The sequence below is a fragment of the Cronobacter sp. 153480017-3 genome (assembly GCF_053627815.1).
In genome coordinates, this window is sequence record NZ_JBSEYN010000001.1 from 796,498 (window position 1) to 815,891 (window position 19,394).

Annotated in this window: 13 protein-coding genes; 8 read left to right on the plus strand and 5 right to left on the minus strand. The window is 60.8% G+C overall.

What is annotated here, in order from left to right; translation table 11 throughout:
- Positions 1 to 3 precede the first annotated feature (3 nt).
- Positions 4 to 585, minus strand: a complete 582-nt coding sequence (gene dcd, locus ACUW6V_RS03920; protein ID WP_004386756.1) for a dCTP deaminase — start codon at positions 583 to 585, stop codon at positions 4 to 6.
- A gap of 83 nt (positions 586 to 668) precedes the next feature.
- Positions 669 to 1,310, minus strand: a complete 642-nt coding sequence (gene udk / locus ACUW6V_RS03925; RefSeq protein WP_004386755.1) for a uridine kinase — start codon at positions 1,308 to 1,310, stop codon at positions 669 to 671.
- Between the two features lie 300 nt (positions 1,311 to 1,610).
- Here udk and ACUW6V_RS03930 point away from each other — a divergent pair, with 300 nt between their 5' ends.
- Positions 1,611 to 5,000, plus strand: a complete 3,390-nt coding sequence (locus ACUW6V_RS03930) for a diguanylate cyclase (protein ID WP_012124318.1) — start codon at positions 1,611 to 1,613, stop codon at positions 4,998 to 5,000.
- On the opposite strand, the gene alkA is transcribed toward ACUW6V_RS03930, so the two are convergent.
- The gene (gene alkA, locus ACUW6V_RS03935) at positions 4,990 to 5,838 is read right to left on the minus strand and encodes a DNA-3-methyladenine glycosylase 2 (RefSeq protein WP_014728526.1); all 849 of its coding nucleotides are present in this window, start codon (positions 5,836 to 5,838) and stop codon (positions 4,990 to 4,992) included. The genes ACUW6V_RS03930 and alkA overlap by 11 nt on opposite strands.
- Positions 5,839 to 5,973: 135 nt before the next feature.
- Between alkA and yegD the strand changes: the two genes are divergently transcribed.
- Positions 5,974 to 7,326 carry a molecular chaperone gene (gene yegD, locus ACUW6V_RS03940; protein WP_088274648.1) on the plus strand — a complete coding sequence of 451 codons (1,353 nt, stop codon included), beginning with the start codon at positions 5,974 to 5,976 and terminating at the stop codon, positions 7,324 to 7,326.
- Between the two features lie 9 nt (positions 7,327 to 7,335).
- Here the strand turns inward: yegD and ACUW6V_RS03945 are convergent, their stop codons facing one another.
- Both ACUW6V_RS03945 and ACUW6V_RS03950 read right to left on the minus strand, forming a co-directional pair.
- Positions 7,336 to 7,632, minus strand: a complete 297-nt coding sequence (locus tag ACUW6V_RS03945) for a helix-turn-helix domain-containing protein (protein WP_004388209.1) — start codon at positions 7,630 to 7,632, stop codon at positions 7,336 to 7,338.
- Positions 7,619 to 7,981 (minus strand): type II toxin-antitoxin system RelE/ParE family toxin, encoded by a 363-nt coding sequence (locus ACUW6V_RS03950; RefSeq protein WP_004388208.1) that lies wholly within the window; start codon positions 7,979 to 7,981, stop codon positions 7,619 to 7,621. Before ACUW6V_RS03950 ends, ACUW6V_RS03945 begins: the two co-directional genes overlap by 14 nt.
- A gap of 230 nt (positions 7,982 to 8,211) precedes the next feature.
- On the opposite strand from ACUW6V_RS03950, the gene ACUW6V_RS03955 reads away from it, so the two are divergent.
- Genes ACUW6V_RS03955 through baeR form a run of 6 tightly spaced genes read left to right on the plus strand, consistent with a single transcriptional unit; the run spans position 8,212 to position 19,230 of the window.
- A complete protein-coding gene (locus ACUW6V_RS03955) occupies positions 8,212 to 9,459 on the plus strand; it encodes an MdtA/MuxA family multidrug efflux RND transporter periplasmic adaptor subunit (RefSeq protein ID WP_069682326.1) in 1,248 nt (415 codons plus the stop codon).
- Positions 9,459 to 12,581, plus strand: a complete 3,123-nt coding sequence (locus ACUW6V_RS03960; protein WP_032988316.1) for an MdtB/MuxB family multidrug efflux RND transporter permease subunit — start codon at positions 9,459 to 9,461, stop codon at positions 12,579 to 12,581. Before ACUW6V_RS03955 ends, ACUW6V_RS03960 begins: the two co-directional genes overlap by 1 nt.
- Positions 12,582 to 15,671 carry a multidrug efflux RND transporter permease subunit MdtC gene (gene mdtC, locus ACUW6V_RS03965; protein WP_454038019.1) on the plus strand — a complete coding sequence of 1,030 codons (3,090 nt, stop codon included), beginning with the start codon at positions 12,582 to 12,584 and terminating at the stop codon, positions 15,669 to 15,671.
- A 3-nt stretch (positions 15,672 to 15,674) separates the two neighbouring features.
- A complete protein-coding gene (gene mdtD, locus ACUW6V_RS03970; protein WP_175567678.1) occupies positions 15,675 to 17,090 on the plus strand; it encodes an MFS transporter in 1,416 nt (471 codons plus the stop codon).
- Positions 17,087 to 18,511 carry an envelope stress sensor histidine kinase BaeS gene (baeS, locus tag ACUW6V_RS03975; RefSeq protein ID WP_007902990.1) on the plus strand — a complete coding sequence of 475 codons (1,425 nt, stop codon included), beginning with the start codon at positions 17,087 to 17,089 and terminating at the stop codon, positions 18,509 to 18,511. Before mdtD ends, baeS begins: the two co-directional genes overlap by 4 nt.
- Positions 18,508 to 19,230 (plus strand): envelope stress response regulator BaeR, encoded by a 723-nt coding sequence (gene baeR / locus ACUW6V_RS03980; protein WP_004388202.1) that lies wholly within the window; start codon positions 18,508 to 18,510, stop codon positions 19,228 to 19,230. The genes baeS and baeR overlap by 4 nt, the downstream gene beginning before the upstream one ends.
- The last annotated feature ends 164 nt before the right edge of the window (positions 19,231 to 19,394 follow it).

Genomic DNA, 19,394 nt, shown 5'->3' on the forward strand with positions numbered 1-19,394 from the left:
CGCTTAGTCTTTGTCTATACGGCTGGCGACAGCACCCTGCTGATCGCGGTATTTCGCATCCTGGCGACGGTTGTAAGGCCGCGCCGCCGGGCCGGAAAGCGGCTCGAAACTGAGCGCGCCTATCAACATGCCTGGGCGCAACGCCAGGGGCAACTTACCTGAATTATAGAACTCCAGCACGATACAGCCCTGCCAGCCTGGATCGATACGGTGCGCGGTCACGTGCACCATCAATCCAAGCCGCGCCAGTGACGAACGACCATCGAGCCAGCCGACCAGATCCGCCGGCAGCGTGACGGACTCATAGGTCACCGCCAGCGCCAGTTCGCCCGGATGCAGGAAAAACGCCTCGCCGTCGTTAAGCACGATTTCATCGCTCATCACGCGATCGAGCGCCGCGCTCACTTCATCTTTCGGGCCGCTTAAATCGATATACGCAGCGGTATGGCCGCGGAAGGTGCGGAATTTATTGCCAAGACGCACATCCACCGTGGCGCCGTTAATGCGCTCCACCGGCGGACGCGGGGTTATCGCCAGTCGGCCTTCATCCAGCCAGGCTTCAATATCTCGGTCACAAAGACGCATTACACTCTCCTGATGTGTTCAGGCTTCCGGCATATGCCGAAAGCCTGAGGGTAACTTCTGGAACGGTACACGCAAAACGCAGCTTATTCAAAGAACTGGCTGATTTTCGCCTTGAGAATATCGATAGCGATGCGGTTTTTACCTCCGCGCGGCACGATGATATCGGCGTACTGCTTGGAAGGATCGATAAATTGCAGGAACATCGGGCGCACCGTTTTCTGATACTGCGTCATCACAGAATCCATAGAACGGCCGCGCTCGTTGACGTCACGCTTAATGCGGCGCATCAGGCAGATATCGAGCGGGGTATCGACGAAAATCGAGAAATTCATCTCTTCACGCAGACGCGCGTCGGTGAGCAGCAGGATCCCTTCCAGAATAATCACCTTTTTCGGTTCGATATGTACCGTCTGCGCGGTACGGGTGTGCTCCACGTAGCTGTAAACCGGCAGCTCGATGGGTTTACCTGCTTTGAGCATTTGCAGGTGTTGAAACAGCAGGTTGTGATCCATCGCGTTCGGATGGTCGTAGTTGGTTTTAACCCGCTCCTCCATGGACAGATGGCTTTGATCCTTGTAATAGCTGTCTTCTGGAATAACACCAATGTGTTCATCACCGACCTGCTCACGCAGCTCCCGATAGAGGGTACTTGCGATAAGGCTTTTACCTGAAGCCGATGCGCCGGCGATGCCGATGATGACGCATTGATGGGACTTGTCAGTCATAAATTAGCGACCTGGTTTACATAATAAAGAGAAAAGGAAGGGTGACGCCGTCGCGTCAGACGCGGCAATTATAGGGATTTCACGAAATTGATACCAGTCGATGCTGCAATCGTGAGAATAAGTGCGCAAATTCTGTCGCGCATGGCAGGTGAAAAGCCCTGTTTTTGGCTGCGCAAACAGGGATTAAGCGAGGCGCAAACGGAGCGGTGCGCTTTTTATTATTCACCACAGTTAATTTATGAGCAGACGCCATAGGAATTGTAAATTGTTTGTACTAGCATAACCGAAACATTTTTCCTGATGCGTTCGGGTATTGCACCTGACGGCAATGCCTATGCGGATTATGTGGTAATGATTAAAAAAAAGAACAAGCAGGAGCTGGCGGCCACGCCGCATCCTTTGCTGCGTTTAGTCAGTCTTGGCTTGCTGACTTATATTTTTACGCTCTTCTCGCTTGAGCTGACGCTATTCGACACGCTGCTGGCCCCGCTGTGGTTCCCGACCTCCATTATGATGGTGGCGTTCTTTCGCCACGCCCTGCGCCTGTGGGTGCCGATTGCGCTGGTCTGCGGCGCAGGCACGGTGCTCGCGACGCTGACGCTCTTCCCGCCTGGGCACCTTGAGCTTTCGTATACCGCGATAAACATCGTCGAAGCGCTGGTGGGCGCCATACTGTTGCGCAAACTGCTGCCCTGGTATAACCCGCTTAAAAACTTAAATAACTGGCTGCGGCTGGCATTCGCCAGCGCCGTGGTGCCGCCGCTGGTAGGCGGCTTATTGCTGGCGGCCATCAGCGAGGGTCACGTGACGCTGCGCCTGGCGCTGGTGTGGATCTTATCGGAAACCATCGGCGCGCTGGCGCTGGTGCCGCTCGGCCTGCTGTTTAAAGCGCGCTATCTGTTGCGCCACCGCAGCCCCCGCCTGCTGGCCGAAAGCCTGGCGACGCTGTGCGTCACGCTGCTGTGCAGCTGGCTCGCGCTCCACTATATGCCGTGGCCATTTACTTTTGTGATTGTGCTGCTGATGTGGAGCGCGATTCGCCTGCCGCGCCTCGAGGCGTTTACCGTCTTTCTCGCCACTGTCATGATGGTTTCTTTCGTTATTGCCACTAACCCCGCGCTGCTGGATTTGCCCCATCAGGGCATGGTGGTCAACGCGCCGTGGCTGCCGTTTTTGATGATTCTGCTGCCCGCGAACGTCATGACCATGGTGATGTACGCCTCGCGCGAAGAGCGCAAGCTGATTACCGAGAGCGAAACGCGCTTTCGCAACGCGATGGAGTATTCCGCCATCGGCATGGCGCTGGTCTCCACAGAAGGCGGCTTTTTGCAGGTCAACAAGGCGCTCTGTAACTTTCTCGGTTATACGCCTGAGCAACTCGCGCACATGAGCTTCCAGCAGCTCACCTACCCTGAAGATCTGCATGCCGATATGGAACAGGTGGAGAAGCTGCTAAACGGCGAAACAAACAATTACTCGCTCGAAAAACGCTACTACACCCGCGCGGGCGATGTGGTGTGGGCACTGCTGGCGGTCTCTATCGTGCGCCAGCGCGACGGCTCACCGCTCTATTTTATCGCCCAGGTTGAAGATATTACCGAACTCAAGCGCACCGAATGGGTGAACAAGCGCCTGATGGAGCGCATCACGCTTGCCAACGAAGCGGGCGGCATCGGCATCTGGGAGTGGGAGCTTGGCACCGACGTGCTCGCCTGGGATCAGCGCATGTTTGAGCTTTACGAAGTGCCACCGCATACGCGCCCCACGTATCAGCTGTGGAAATCGCGGCTGCTGAAAGAAGATGTCGCCCACGCGGAAGCCACGATTCAGGAGGCGCTACGCGCGCGCATGCCGTTTAAACTTGAGTTTCGCATTCAGGTGAAAAACGGCGTTCGCCACATTCGCGCGCTCGCCAACCGCGTGCTCAATAAGCAGGGTGAAGTGGAGCGTCTGCTCGGCGTGAATATGGACATGACCGAGGTGAAACAGCTCAACGAGGCGCTGTTCCAGGAGAAAGAGCGCCTGCATATCACGCTCGATTCCATCGGCGAAGCGGTGATTTGTACCGATGTCGATATGAACGTCACCTTTATGAACCCGGTCGCCGAGAAGATGAGCGGCTGGCGTCAGGAAGAGGCGATTGGTCAGTCAATCCTGACGATTTTGCGCATCACTTTTGGCGATAACGGCCCGCTGCTGGACGATATTCACAGCGGCGAAGCCACGCACGCCGGGACCGGCATTGAACAGGACGTGGTGCTGCACTGCCGCAGCGGCGGTAATTACGATATCCACTACACCATCACGCCGCTCAGTACGCTGGAAGGGGAAAATATCGGCTCGGTGCTGGTTATCCATGACGTGACCGAGTCGCGCAAAATGCTCCGCCAGCTGAGCTACAGCGCCTCGCATGACGCCCTCACCCATCTCGCCAACCGCGTCAGTTTTGAGACACACCTCAAGCGGTTACTGCAAAGCGTTAGCGACACCCATCAGCGCCACGCGCTGGTCTATATCGATCTCGACCGTTTTAAAGCGGTGAACGACTCGGCCGGACATGCGGCGGGCGACGCCCTGCTGCGTGAACTGGCCTCGCTGATGCTCGGAATGCTGCGCACCACCGACGTGCTGGCGCGTCTCGGCGGCGATGAGTTCGGCCTGCTGCTGCCGGATTGCAGCCTGGAGAACGCCCGCACCATCTGCGAGCGCATTGTGGCGGCCATCAACGAATACCCGTTTGTCTGGGAGAGCCGCCTGCACCGCATCGGCGCCAGCGCCGGGATCACGATTATCGACGCCTCGAATAATCAGGCGCAGGACGTAATGTCGCAGGCGGATATCGCCTGTTATACCTCGAAAAACGCCGGGCGCGGCGTGGTGACGGTCTACGAGCCGCACCAGCAACAACTCCACAGCGGTCGCGGCACGCTGACTGCCCAGGAGCAGCAACGCATGATCAATGAGCATCATCATGTCCTGATGGTGCGCCCCGTCGCCTCACCGCGTGTGCCGGAAAGCGCCAGCTTCTGGCTGCTGTCGCTGCGCTTGTGGACCAGCGAAGGCGAAATGATAGAAGAGCACAGCTTCCGCGCGGGGCTTAACGATCCTGAGCTGATGCAGGCGCTGGATACGCGCATGATGACCGATTTCTTCCGGGATCACGCCGCCAGCGTGGCGCAAAAAGGCGTCGGCGTGGCGCTCACGCTCTCCGGCGCGACGCTATTAAACGCGCAGCGTCTCGATGCGCTGTTGGCGCAGCTCGCCGCGAGCCCGCTGCCGCCGCGCCTGCTGCATCTGGTTATCGATAGCGATGTGCTGATGCAGGATACCACGCAGGCGCGCCGTCAGCTGGCGCGCCTGCGTGAAGCGGGCTGTCGGGTTGTACTGAGCCATATCGGTCGAGAGCTGGAGGTTTTTGAACATCTCTCCGCCTCGTGTGCCGACTACATTATGGTGGCAAGCGATCTGGTGGCCGACGCCCATGCCAGCCTGATGGACGAAATGCTGCTGACGATTGTGATGGGTAACGCGCGCCGCCTCGGCCTGCAAACTATCGCCGGGCCTGCCGACCAGCAGTCGTTGCTGGAAACGCTCGCGAATGTCGGCATCGATCTGGTGTTTGGCGAAACGGTGGCCCAGACGCAGGCGCTGAGCGCGCGTCTTGCCACCAGCTATTTCGCTATACACTGACTGGCGTCTGCCACGCCGTGGCGTACCAGACGTGCAGGAGCGCGTAGGTACGCCACGGCTGCCAGCGCGCGGCATAGCGGCGAATTTGCGCAGGCGTCATCGGTGCGAAACGCTGCTTAATCAGATAGTCGTCCGGCAGAAAAATATCCGGTGCCTGCCAGCCGCGCATCGCGAAATAATTTGCAGTCCAGGGGCCGATACCTGGCAGTTGCGTCAGCGCTTTCACGCCCGCGGCGACATCGGACGGACAGGTGAGCGGAAACCGCCCGGCCAGATGTTCATGGGCGAGCTGGATAAGCGCCCCGGCGCGCATCAGCGGCATGCCGAGCGCTTTCAGCGTCGCAGGCTCGGCGCGCGCCATCTCCTCAGGCGTCGGAAACCGCCAGCCGGTGCCATCTTCAAGCGGCATCCCCACCGCCTGCACCACTTTGCCGGTCAGCTTCGCCGCCATCGCCACGCTCACCAGTTGCCCGAGAATCGCGCGCACGCCCTGCTCAAACACATCCACCGACCCCGGCAGCCGCAAGCCTGGTCTGTCGGCGGCGAGCGGCCCGAGCGTCTCCAGCATTGGCGTCGGGTCGAAACGCAGATCCAACAGCCGCATCACGCGTGCCTGCACCTCTTCCGCCACCGGCAGCAAGCCATCGCTCATCTCAAGCGTCACCATTGCGTGCGCCGGGTGCGGCGTGACGCTAAACCAGCCCTGATGCCCGCCGATAGCCAGCGTGCGTCGGTAGTGGTTTTCGCTCACCTCTTCAATGCCCGCCACGGCACGATCGCCCAGAAAGCGTAACATCCACGGCCAGTCGTAAGGCGGCTGATAGCGAAGCGTAAACATAGCGTCTCCTTTGTTTTTGATTTCTAAAGCTTAATCGCTACGCCCTTTTTTTGCCTTGCGCAGTTATTCCATTTGCCGCCGACGCGACATTTCGCTAAAGTCGCCCCCCTTCTTCACGGCATGGGGAATATGTGAATGTTTATCGGTTTTGACTACGGCACCGCCAACTGTTCTGTCGCGATAATGCGCGACGGCGTGCCGCAAATGCTGCCGCTTGAGCAGGGCTCGACGCTGCTGCCATCCATGATTGGCGCGCCGGTGCGCGAGGCGGTAAGCGAATGGCTTTATCGCCATCAGAATGTCGAGGCGAGCGGCGCGGAGACGCAGGCGCTGCTGCGCCGCGCGGTGAGCTATAACCGCGAAGAGAGCATCGACGTGACGCCGGGCAGCGTGCAGTTCGGCCTGAGCGCGCTGCGCCAGTACATGGACGACCCGGAAGAGGTCTGGTTCGTGAAGTCGCCGAAGTCGTTTCTCGGTGCCAGCGGGCTGAAGCCGCAACAGGTCGCGCTGTTTGAAGACCTGGTCTGCGCGATGATGGTGCATATTCGCCAGGCGGCTCAGCAACAGGCGAACGCGGAGATTGACCAGGCGGTCATTGGCCGTCCGATCAACTTCCAGGGACTCGGCGGCGATGACGCCAACCGTCAGGCGCAGGGGATCCTCGAGCGCGCGGCGCACCGCGCCGGTTTTCGCGACGTGGTGTTTCAGTATGAGCCGGTCGCGGCTGGTCTCGATTTTGAAGCCACATTGAGCGAAGAGCAGCGCGTGCTGGTCGTGGATATCGGCGGCGGCACCACCGACTGTTCGCTGCTGCTGATGGGCCCGCAGTGGCGCGCGCGCCGCGACCGCGATCAAAGCCTTCTCGGCCACAGCGGTTGCCGCGTAGGCGGTAACGATCTGGATATCGCGCTGGCGTTTAAACAGCTGATGCCGCTGCTCGGCATGGGCGGCGAAACCGAAAAAGGCACCGCGCTGCCGGTGCTCCCATGGTGGAACGCCTGCGCGATTAACGACGTGCCAGCGCAGAGCGAGTTCTACAGCGCCGCCTGCGGACGCCTGCTGGCGGATTTAGCCCGCGACGCCCGCGAGCCGCAAAAAGTGGCGCTACTGCAAAAAGTGTGGCGGCAACGCCTGAGCTACCGTCTGGTGCGCGCGGCGGAAGAGAGCAAAATCGCGCTCTCGCAGTCCCCGCTCTGCCAGACCGCGCTGCCGTTTATTGAGCCGCAACTGAGCCAGGAAATTACACAGCAGGCGCTCGCGCTGGCGCTCAACCCGCCGCTACAGCGTATCCTTGAGCAGGTGACGCTGGCGCTTGAGGCAAGCAACGCTCGCCCCGATGTTATTTATCTCACCGGCGGCAGCGCGCGTTCACCGCTCATCCGCGAGGCGCTGCAGGCGCAACTGCCGGGCATTCCGGTACAGGGCGGCGACGATTTCGGCTCCGTCACCGCGGGTCTTGCGCGCTGGGCGCAGGTGGTGTTTCAGTAACCGGCGCGGTCAGACGGGGATCACTTTGCTGCCTTCGGGCAGCTCTATCAGTAAAGAGAGCTTGCCGCCCAGCGCTTCAACGTAGCGCTTGAGCGTCAGCAGTTTAATCTCCTTACCGCGCTGCTCAATGGCGGCGATAGCGGGCTGCGTCACGCCCATTATCTCCGCCAGTTGCTGCTGCGAAAACGCCCGCGCTTCGCGAATGCGCGGCAGGCCGTGCTCCAGCGCGATTTCGTCTGCCATGCGCAGGATTTCTGCCTGCCGTTCCGGGGAAAAGCCCGCCATTACGTCATCAAGAGTTTTCATTTCGTCTCTCCATCGCTTGCACATGCAGGAAGAATTCTTCTTCAGCCTGCCTGATTAAGGCGTCATAAAAATGTTTCTGGCTTCGTTTATTGCCTGCGCAGAGCACAACGGCCTGACGTTCAGCGTCAAACGCAAAAAAGACGCGCCAGGGCTCACCGCCATACTGCACACGTAGCTCTTTCAGGTTGGGATAACGCGAACCTTTCACCGTATCGACCAGCGGGCGTCCGACAAGCGGGCCGGAATAACGTAAGTTCCATAAGAGCGCGGCGATACGATCCTGTAATCCTTCGGGCTGCTGCTGATACCAGTCGTTAAAACGATCGGTAAAAATCACCGTCCATGCCATACCCATCCCTCATAAACTATAGTTTATATCCACAGATAAAACCATACTTTAAAAGCGGTTTTATGAGCCCACCAGAGAGAGATACAAGCGCTGCGAGACGTCTCGTAAAACCTGAGCGATTCAGACAGTTCTAAACGGTGTTTCATATTTCCTCCATCTTTCTGCGGTCAGGGCTGACTAAACTTGTATCATTACGCCTAATCGTTTCAGGAAAAGAAGACGTACTGCTTATGAAAAGCACGGTTAAAAAGCGCGGGTGGGCCATCGCCGGCATCGTGGTCGTGGCGATTGCCGCGCTCCTCTACTGGCGTAACGCCGCCACGGATGCGCCATCAGGTAAAACGACACACGCAGGCGGTCGCGCCGCGATGCGCATGGGCGGCGCACAAGCCCCAGTACAGGCCGCCACCGCGCGCAGCGAGGCGGTGCCGCGCTATCTCACAGGGCTTGGGACTATCACTGCCGCGAACACCGTCACGGTGCGCAGCCGCGTGGACGGTCAGCTAATGGCGATTCACTTTAAAGAGGGCCAGCAGGTAAAAGCGGGCGATCTGCTCGCGGAGATTGACCCGAGCCAGTTTAAAGTGGCGCTCGCCCAGGCCCAGGGGCAGCTCGCCAAAGACCGCGCGACGCTTGCCAACGCCCGTCGCGATCTGGCGCGCTATCAGCAGCTTGGTAAAACGAACCTGGTTTCACGCCAGGAGCTCGATGCCCAGCAGGCGCTGGTCAGCGAAACCGAAGGCACGCTGAAAGCCGACGAAGCCGCCGTCGCCAGCGCGCAGTTACAGCTCGACTGGAGCCGCATCACCGCGCCGATTGACGGGCGTGTCGGCTTAAAACAGGTCGATATCGGCAACCAGATCTCCAGTGGTGATACCACCGGCATTGTGGTGCTGACCCAGACGCACCCGATTGATCTGGTCTTTACCCTGCCGGAGAGCGATATCGCCGCCGTGATGCAGGCGCAAAAGGCGGGGAAAGCCCTGACGGTGGAAGCCTGGGATCGCACTAATAGCACAAAGCTCAGCACCGGTGAGCTGTTAAGCCTGGATAACCAGATAGACGCCACCACCGGCACGATTAAGCTCAAGGCGCGCTTCGCCAATGAGGATGACGCGCTGTTTCCAAACCAGTTCGTTAACGCCCGCATGTTGATTGATACGCAGCAGAACGCTGTCGTGATCCCGACCGCCGCGTTGCAGATGGGCAACGAAGGCCACTTTGTCTGGGTGCTGAACGACGACAACAAAGTGAGTAAGCACACCGTCACGACCGGCATTCAGAACAGCGAAACCGTGGTGATCACCGCAGGCCTTTCCGCAGGCGATCGCGTGGTGACGGACGGCATCGACCGCCTGACCGAAGGCGCGAAGGTGGATGTAGTAGAAGCGCAAACGGCCACCGATAACGCGAAACCTGAACGCGGCGAGCGCAGCCCGACCGACAGCGCACGCGCGGCCAAAGGAGCGCGTTCCTGATGCAGGTGTTACCTCCGAGCGCCACCGGCGGCCCGTCCCGCCTGTTTATTCTGCGTCCCGTGGCCACTACGCTGCTGATGGTGGCTATCCTGCTTGCTGGCATCATCGGCTATCGTTTTTTGCCGGTCTCCGCCCTGCCGGAAGTGGACTACCCGACAATTCAGGTGGTGACGCTCTACCCCGGTGCCAGCCCCGATGTGGTGACGTCTGCTATCACCGCGCCGCTGGAGCGCCAGTTCGGCCAGATGTCAGGCTTAAAGCAGATGGCCTCGCAAAGCGCGGGCGGCGCGTCGGTGGTGACGTTACAGTTCCAGCTCACGCTGCCGCTGGATGTTGCCGAGCAGGAGGTGCAGGCCGCCATTAACGCCGCCACCAACCTGCTGCCGGACGATCTCCCTAACCCGCCGGTCTACAGCAAAGTGAACCCGGCGGACCCGCCAATCATGACGCTTGCGGTCACCTCATCGGCGCTGCCGATGACCCAGGTGGAAGATATGGTGGAAACCCGCGTCGCGCAGCGTATCTCGCAGGTGACGGGCGTGGGCCTCGTGACGCTCTCCGGCGGCCAGCGTCCGGCGGTGCGGGTAAAACTGAATGCGCAGGCGCTGGCGTCGCTGGGCATTGACAGCGAAACCGTGCGCACCGCCATCACCAGCGCAAACGTCAACTCGGCGAAAGGCAGTTTCGACGGGCCGGAGCGCGCGGTGACGCTCTCCGCCAACGATCAGATGAAATCCGCCGACGAATACCGCAACCTGATCATCGCCTATAAAAACGGCGCGCCGGTGCGCCTTGGCGACGTGGCGACGGTGGAGCAAGGCGCGGAGAACGCCTGGCTTGGCGCCTGGGCCAATAAACAGCCTGCGATTGTGATGAACGTCCAGCGCCAGCCGGGCGCTAACATCATCACCACCGCCGAAACCATTCAGAAACTGCTGCCGCAGCTCACGGAAAGCCTGCCGAAATCGGTGCAGGTGAAAGTGCTGACGGATCGCACCACCAACATCAGCGCGTCGGTCAACGACACGCAGTTTGAGCTGATGCTGGCGATAGCGCTGGTGGTGATGATCATCTACCTGTTCCTGCGCAATATTCCGGCGACCATTATCCCGGCGGTGGCGGTACCACTGTCGCTGGTCGGCACCTTTGCGGTGATGGTGTTTCTCGATTTCTCCATCAACAACCTGACGCTGATGGCGCTGACCATCGCCACCGGGTTCGTGGTGGATGACGCCATCGTGGTGATAGAAAATATCTCGCGCTATATCGAAAAAGGCGAAAAGCCGCTGGCCGCCGCGCTCAAGGGCGCAGGCGAAATCGGCTTTACCATTATCTCCCTGACGTTCTCGCTGATAGCCGTGCTGATCCCGCTGCTGTTTATGGGCGATATCGTGGGCCGTCTGTTCCGCGAATTCGCAGTGACGCTGGCGGTGGCGATTTTGATCTCCGCTGTCGTCTCGCTGACGCTGACGCCGATGATGTGCGCGCGCATGTTAAGCCATGAATCGCTGCGCAAACAGAATCGCTTCTCGCGGGCCTCAGAACGTGTGATTAATCGGGTAATTGACCGCTATGGCCAGTTGCTTAAGCGCGTGCTGAACCACCCGTGGCTGACGCTCGGCGTCGCGCTTGGCACGCTCGCGCTGACGGTGCTTTTGTGGATTTTCATCCCGAAAGGCTTTTTCCCGGTGCAGGACAACGGCATCATCCAGGGTACATTGCAGGCGCCGCAGTCGGTCTCGTTCGCCAGCATGGCTGAGCGCCAGCGCGCGGTGGCGGATGTCATTTTGAAAGATCCGGCGGTGGAGAGCCTCACCTCGTTTGTCGGCGTCGATGGCACGAATCCGTCGCTCAACAGTGCACGGCTGCAAATCAACTTAAAGCCGCTCGATGACCGTGACGACCGCGTGCAGACGGTGATTGCGCGCCTTCAGGAGGCCGCGAGCCGCGTGCCGGGTGCCACACTCTACCTGCAACCGATTCAGGATCTCACCATCGACACCCAGGTGAGCCGCACGCAGTATCAGTTCACGCTCCAGGCCAATTCGCTGGAGGCGCTCAGCACCTGGGTGCCGAAGCTTATTGCCCGGCTGCAAACGCTGCCGCAGCTCGCGGATGTCAGCAGCGACTGGCAGGACAACGGCCTTGTGGCTTATGTGAATGTGGATCGCGCAAGCGCCAGCCGTCTTGGCATCAGCATGAGCGATGTCGATAACGCGCTCTATAACGCCTTTGGCCAGCGCCTCATCTCGACCATTTATACCCAGGCCAATCAGTACCGCGTAGTGCTTGAGCATAACACCACCGCCACGCCGGGCCTGGCGGCGCTTGACAGTATTCGTCTTACCAGCAGCGATGGCGGCATGGTGCCGCTCAGCGCGATTGCGAAGGTCGAGCAGCGCTTCGGGCCGCTTACGATTAACCATCTCGATCAGTTCCCGTCGACGACCATTTCGTTTAACGTGCCGGACGGCTATTCGCTGGGCGACGCGGTAGACGCCATCACTCAGGCGGAAGCCGATCTGGCGTTCCCGGCTGAGATAACGACCCAGTTCCAGGGCAGCACCCTCGCCTTCCAGGCGGCGCTTGGCAGCACGCTCTGGCTGATTCTGGCGTCGGTGGTGGCGATGTACATCGTGCTCGGCGTGCTGTATGAGAGCTTTATCCACCCGATTACCATTCTCTCGACGCTCCCCACCGCAGGCGTTGGCGCGCTGCTGGCGCTGCTTATCGCCGGTGCCGAGCTGGATGTCATCGCCATCATCGGCATTATTCTGCTGATAGGCATCGTTAAGAAAAACGCCATCATGATGATCGACTTTGCGCTGGCCGCCGAGCGTGAACAGGGCATGACGCCGCGCGAGGCCATTTACCAGGCGTGTCTGCTGCGTTTTCGGCCCATCCTGATGACCACCCTCGCCGCCCTGCTCGGCGCGCTACCGCTGATGCTCAGCACCGGTGTTGGCGCGGAGCTGCGCCGTCCGCTCGGCATCGGCATGGTCGGCGGCCTGCTGGTAAGCCAGGTGCTGACGCTCTTTACCACGCCGGTAATTTATCTGCTGTTCGACCGCCTCGGCCACGCCGTGCGCCGCCGTCTGCCCGCGCGTGAAGAGGAGGCGTAAGTGAAGTTTTACGCGCTCTTTATCTACCGTCCGGTGGCGACGATCCTGCTCTCCATCGCGGTGACGCTCTGCGGCGTGCTGGGCTTCCGGCTGCTGCCGGTGGCCCCGCTGCCGCAGGTCGATTTCCCGGTCATTATGGTGAGCGCGTCGCTGCCGGGCGCGTCTCCGGAGACGATGGCGTCGTCGGTCGCGACACCGCTTGAACGCTCGCTCGGGCGCATCGCGGGCGTCAACGAAATGACCTCCACCAGCTCGCTTGGCAGCACACGCATCATTCTGGAGTTTAATTTTGACCGCGATATCAACGGCGCGGCGCGCGACGTACAGGCGGCGATCAACGCCGCGCAAAGCCTGTTGCCGAGCGGAATGCCCTCGCGCCCGACGTACCGCAAAGCGAACCCGTCCGATGCGCCGATCATGATCCTTACGCTCACCTCGGACACCTTCTCCCAGGGCGAGCTTTATGATTACGCCTCGACGCAGCTTGCCCAGACCATCGCCCAGATTGACGGCGTGGGGGATGTCGACGTGGGCGGCAGCTCGCTGCCCGCCGTCAGGGTGGCGCTCAACCCGCAGGCGCTCTTTAACCAGGGCGTCTCGCTGGATACGGTGCGCAGCGCCATCAGCAACGCCAACGTACGCCGTCCGCAGGGGGCGATAGAAGACGCGCAGCGCCGCTGGCAGTTGCAGACCAATGATGAGCTCAAAACCGCTGCCGAGTATGAGCCGCTGATCGTTCACTATAACAACGGCGCGGCAGTGCATCTGCGCGACGTGGCGACCGTGACCGATTCGGTGCAGGATGTGCGCAACGCGGGCATGACCAATGCCAAACCGGCCATTTTGCTGATGATCCGCAAACTGCCGGAAGCCAATATTATTGAGACGGTGGACCGCATCCGTGCCGCGCTGCCGGAGCTGCGCGACACCATCCCCGCCGCCATCGACATGCAAATCGCGCAGGATCGCTCGCCGACCATTCGCGCGTCGCTGGCGGAAGTGGAGCAGTCGCTGGCGATTTCGGTCGGCCTGGTAATTCTGGTGGTGTTCCTGTTTCTGCGCTCCGGGCGCGCAACGCTCATTCCTGCCGTCGCGGTGCCGGTATCGCTTATCGGCACCTTCGCCGCCATGTATCTGTGCGGTTTCAGCCTGAATAACCTCTCGTTAATGGCGCTGACTATCGCCACCGGTTTTGTGGTGGATGACGCCATCGTGGTGCTGGAAAATATCTCGCGCCACCTTGAAGCGGGCGTCAAACCGCTCCAGGCGGCGTTACAGGGCGTGCGCGAAGTGGGCTTTACGGTGCTCTCCATGAGCCTGTCGCTGGTGGCGGTCTTTCTGCCGCTGCTGCTGATGGGCGGGCTGCCGGGGCGGCTGTTCCAGGAGTTTGCCATCACACTTTCGGTGGCCATCGGGATTTCGCTGGTGGTGTCGCTGACGCTCACGCCGATGATGTGCGGCTGGCTGCTGAAGGCCAAACCGCGTGAAGAGACCCGCAGTCGCGTCGGCGTCAATCGCCTGTTGCTGGCGCTGCAGGGCGGATACGCCCGCTCGCTCGGCTGGGTGCTGAACCACGCCCGGCTGGTCGGGCTGGTGCTGCTCGCCACCATCGCGCTGAATATCTGGCTCTATATTTCCATTCCGAAAACCTTTTTCCCGGAGCAGGACACCGGGCGGCTGATGGGCGGCATTCAGGCCGACCAGAGCATCTCGTTCCAGGCGATGCGCGGCAAACTGCAGGATTTCATGAAAATCATTCGCGAAGATCCGGCGGTGGATAACGTTACCGGCTTTACCGGCGGCTCGCGGGTGAACAGCGGCATGATGTTTATCTCCCTCAAGCCGCTCGGCGAGCGTACCGAAAGCGCCCAGCAGGTGATTGACCGGCTGCGTAAAAAGCTTGCGCGTGAGCCGGGCGCGAGCCTGTTTTTAATGGCGGTGCAGGATATCCGCGTCGGCGGGCGGCAGTCGAACGCCAGTTATCAGTACACCTTGCTGTCTGACGATCTGGCGGCGCTGCGCGAATGGGAGCCGAAAATCCGCCAGGCGCTCGCGAAACTGCCGCAGCTTGCCGACGTGAACTCCGATCAACAGGACAACGGCGCGGAGATGAGCCTGGTCTATGACCGCGAATCGATGGCGCGGCTTGGCATCAGCGTGCAGGACGCCAACAGCCTGCTCAATAACGCCTTCGGCCAGCGCCAGATTTCGACCATCTACCAGCCCCTTAACCAGTACAAAGTGGTGATGGAAGTTGACCCGCGTTACACCCAGGATATCAGCGCGCTGGATCAGATGTTCGTGATGAACAGCGAAGGCAAGCCGATTCCGCTCTCGTGGTTTGCGAAATGGCAGCCCGCCAACGCGCCGCTGTCGGTTAACCATCAGGGGTTGTCGGCGGCGTCGACCATCGCGTTTAACCTGCCAACCGGCGTGTCGCTCTCGCAGGCCAGTGACGCCATCACCCGTACGATGACCTCGCTTGGCGTGCCGTCGTCGGTGCGCGGCAGCTTCGCCGGTACGGCGCAGGTGTTCCAGGAGACGATGAATTCGCAGGTGATCTTAATTCTCGCGGCCATCGCCACGGTCTATATCGTGCTGGGGATGCTGTATGAGAGTTACGTGCATCCGCTCACCATTCTCTCCACGCTGCCGTCGGCGGGCGTCGGCGCGCTGCTGGCGCTGGAGGCATTCGACGCCCCGTTTAGCCTCATCGCGCTTATCGGTATTATGCTATTGATTGGTATCGTGAAGAAGAACGCGATAATGATGGTGGACTTCGCGCTGGAGGCCCAGCGCAACGGCCAGCTCAGCGCCCGCGACGCCATTTTCCAGGCCTGCCTGCTGCGTTTTCGCCCGATTATGATGACGACGCTGGCGGCCCTGTTCGGCGCGCTGCCGCTGATGATCGCAAGCGGCGACGGCGCGGAGCTGCGCCAGCCGCTCGGCATTACGATCGTCGGCGGGCTGGTGATGAGCCAGTTGCTGACGCTCTATACCACGCCGGTGGTCTATCTCTTCTTCGACCGACTGCGCCTGCGTTTTACGCGCCGGGCGAAACCTGAGGACACCCTGACCGCGAGCGAATAATTTATGACCGACCTGCCCCAGAACGTGCGCTGGCAATTGTGGATCGTCGCCTTCGGCTTTTTTATGCAGGCGCTGGATACCACTATCGTCAATACCGCTCTCCCCTCAATGGCCGCGAGCCTCGGGGAGAGCCCGCTGCGGATGCACATGGTTATCGTCTCTTATGTGCTGACGGTGGCGGTGATGCTGCCCGCGAGCGGCTGGCTGGCGGATCGCGTCGGGGTGCGCAACATCTTCTTCACCGCGATTGTGCTGTTCACGCTCGGCTCGCTGTTTTGCGCGCAGTCCTCAACGCTCAATGAGCTGGTGGCGGCGCGCGTGTTACAGGGCATCGGCGGCGCGATGATGGTGCCGGTCGGCAGGCTGACGGTGATGAAAATCGTCCCGCGCGATCAGTATATGGCCGCGATGACGTTTGTGACGCTCCCCGGCCAGGTGGGGCCGCTGCTCGGCCCGGCGCTCGGCGGGCTGCTGGTGGAGTACGCCTCCTGGCACTGGATCTTTTTAATCAACCTGCCGGTGGGCATTGCCGGTGCCGCCGCGACGCTCTGGCTGATGCCGAACTACACCATTCAAACGCGGCGCTTCGATTTCTCCGGCTTTCTGCTGCTCGCCTTCGGCATGGCGGCGCTGACGATTGCGCTTGACGGCTATCGCAGCACTGGTCTTTCCCCTGCCGGGCTTGGCGCGCTGGTGGCGGGCGGCAGCGCGGCCACGCTGCTTTACCTGTGGCATGCGCGCGGCAACGAGCGGGCGCTGTTCAGCCTGCGGCTTTTCAATACCCGCACCTTTTCACTGGGGCTGTTCGGCAGCTTATGCGGGCGCATCGGCAGCGGGATGCTGCCGTTTATGACGCCGGTTTTTTTACAGATTGGCCTCGGCTTCTCCCCGTTCCACGCCGGCCTGATGATGATGCCGATGGTGCTTGGCAGTATGGGGATCAAACGCATTGTGGTGCAGGTGGTAAACCGCTTTGGCTACCGCCGGGTGCTGGTGGCCTCCACGCTTGCGCTTGCGCTCGTGACCCTGCTGTTTATGGGCGTGGCGCTGGCGGGCTGGTACTGGCTGCTGCCGGTAGTCATGCTTTTTCAGGGGATGGTGAATTCGGTGCGTTTCTCGACGATGAACACGCTGACGCTTCGCGATCTGCCCGATGAGATGGCGAGCAGCGGCAACAGCCTGCTGTCGATGGTGATGCAGCTCTCGATGAGCCTTGGGGTGAGCATGGCGGGCCTGCTGCTTGGCGCGTTCGGGCATAACCAGCTCGCCGCGGACAGCGGCGACGCCCACGGCATCTTTTTCTGGACCTATTTGTGCATGGCGCTAATTATCGCCCTGCCGGCGCTGGTCTTCGCCCGCGTCCCTGACGACATCAGTAAAAACGCCGTCATCGCGCGGCGCAAAAGGAGTGCTTCATGAGGTTCTGGCGGCCCGGCATTACGGGCAAGCTGTTTCTGGCCATTTTCGCCACCTGTATTCTGCTGTTGATTACGATGCACTGGGCGGTGCGCTTTAGCTTCGAGCGCGGCTTTATCGACTACATCAAACACGGTAACGAACAACGTCTGGCCCTGTTAAGCGACGCACTGAGCGAGCAGTACCAGCAGCACGGCGACTGGGGATTTCTGCGCCATAACGACCGTATGATATTCCAGATTTTACGCTCTTTTGAACGGGAGAACGCCCACGACGGCCCGCCGCCGCCAGACCGAGGGCCGCCGCCCCACATGCCGCCGCACGGCTGGCGAACGCAGTTCTGGGTGGTGGACGCCGAACAAAATGTGCTGGTCGGCCCGCGCTCGCCGGTGCCGCAGGATGGCGCGCGGCGCGCGATTGTCGTTGACGGCAAACGCGTCGGCTGGGTAATCGCCTCGCCGGTGGAGCGGCTGACGCGCAGTACCGATATCAACTTCGATAAACAGCAGCGGCGCACCAGCTGGCTTATCGTCGCGCTCTCGACGCTGCTCGCGGCAGCCGCCACCTTGCTGCTGGCACGCGGCCTGCTCGCCCCGGTAAAACGACTGGTGGAAGGCACACACCGTCTGGCGGCGGGCGATTTTACTACCCGCGTCGTCGCCACCGGGCAGGATGAGCTGGGCCGACTGGCGCAGGATTTCAACCAGCTCGCCAGCACGCTTGAGAAAAACCAGCAGATGCGCCAGGCATTTATGGCGGATATCTCTCATGAGCTGCGCACGCCGCTGGCGGTGCTGCGCGGCGAGCTGGAGGCGATTCAGGACGGCGTGCGCCAGTTTACGCCGGAATCGGTCGCCTCGTTGCAGGCCGAAGTGGGTACGCTGACCAAACTGGTGGATGACCTGCACCAGCTGTCGCTCTCTGACGAAGGCGCGCTCGCCTACCAGAAAAAGCCGCTGGAGATCGTGACGTTGATAGAAGTGGCTGCGGGCGCGTTCCGCGAGCGCTTTGCCGCGCGCGGGCTGACGCTGAATCTGTCGATGCCGGAAAACGTGACGCTCTTTGGCGATCGCGACCGGCTGATGCAGCTTTTTAATAATCTGCTGGAAAACAGCCTGCGTTACACGGACGCGGGCGGCGGGCTGCTGATTCAGGGTGAGCGTCAGGCGCAGCGTTTCGTGCTGCGGTTTATCGACAGCGCGCCGGGCGTAAGCGATGAGCAGCTGTCAAAATTGTTTGAGCGCTTCTACCGCGCGGAAGGCTCGCGCAACCGCGCCAGCGGCGGCTCGGGCCTCGGCCTTGCCATCTGCGCCAATATCGTGGCGGCGCATGGCGGGACGATTAATGCCGATCATTCATCATCAGGCGGTGTTAGCATCACCGTATCCTTACCGCTTGATGCCGTACTTCCGGGAGACGTATGACAGAGTTACCGATTAACGATAAAACCCCGCGCATTCTGGTTGTCGAGGATGAGCCAAAACTCGGCGCGCTGCTGGTGGATTACCTGCGGGCGGCCAGCTACGCGCCGACGCTGATTAACCACGGCGATCAGGTGTTGCCCTATGTGCGCCAGACGCCGCCGGATTTAATCCTGCTGGATCTGATGCTGCCCGGCACCGACGGGCTGACGCTGTGCCGCGAAATTCGCCGCTTCTCGGAAGTGCCGATTGTGATGGTGACCGCCAGAATCGAAGAGATTGACCGCCTGCTGGGGCTTGAGATCGGTGCCGATGATTACATCTGCAAACCGTTTAGCCCACGCGAGGTGGTGGCGCGCGTGAAAACCATTTTGCGCCGCTGCAAGCCGCAGCGCGATCTGCAGGCGCAGGATGCCCAAAGCCCGCTGATTATCGATGAAGGGCGTTTTCAGGCGAGCTGGCGGCAGAAGCCGCTCGACCTGACGCCTGCCGAATTCCGTCTGCTGAAGACGCTTTCCGGCGAGCCGGGCAAGGTGTTTTCGCGCGAGCAGTTGCTGAATCATCTGTATGACGATTACCGTGTGGTGACTGACCGCACCATTGACAGCCATATCAAAAACCTGCGCCGCAAGCTGGAAGCGCTGGACGACGAGCAGCCCTTTATCCGCGCCGTGTACGGCGTGGGTTACCGCTGGGAAGCCGACGCCGGCCGGGTGGTGTAGAGATTACCTGCACGGGTGAAACGCAGGCCCAGGAATATGTACGCCCGGTGACCCGTTCCGTTCGCCACAACGCGGATTCTCTCTTTCATGTTTACTCACGCGAACGTGTTAAGGGGGCTCGCCGCCGCCCCTTAACCATCCCGGCTCGCGGCCAAAGGGCAGCC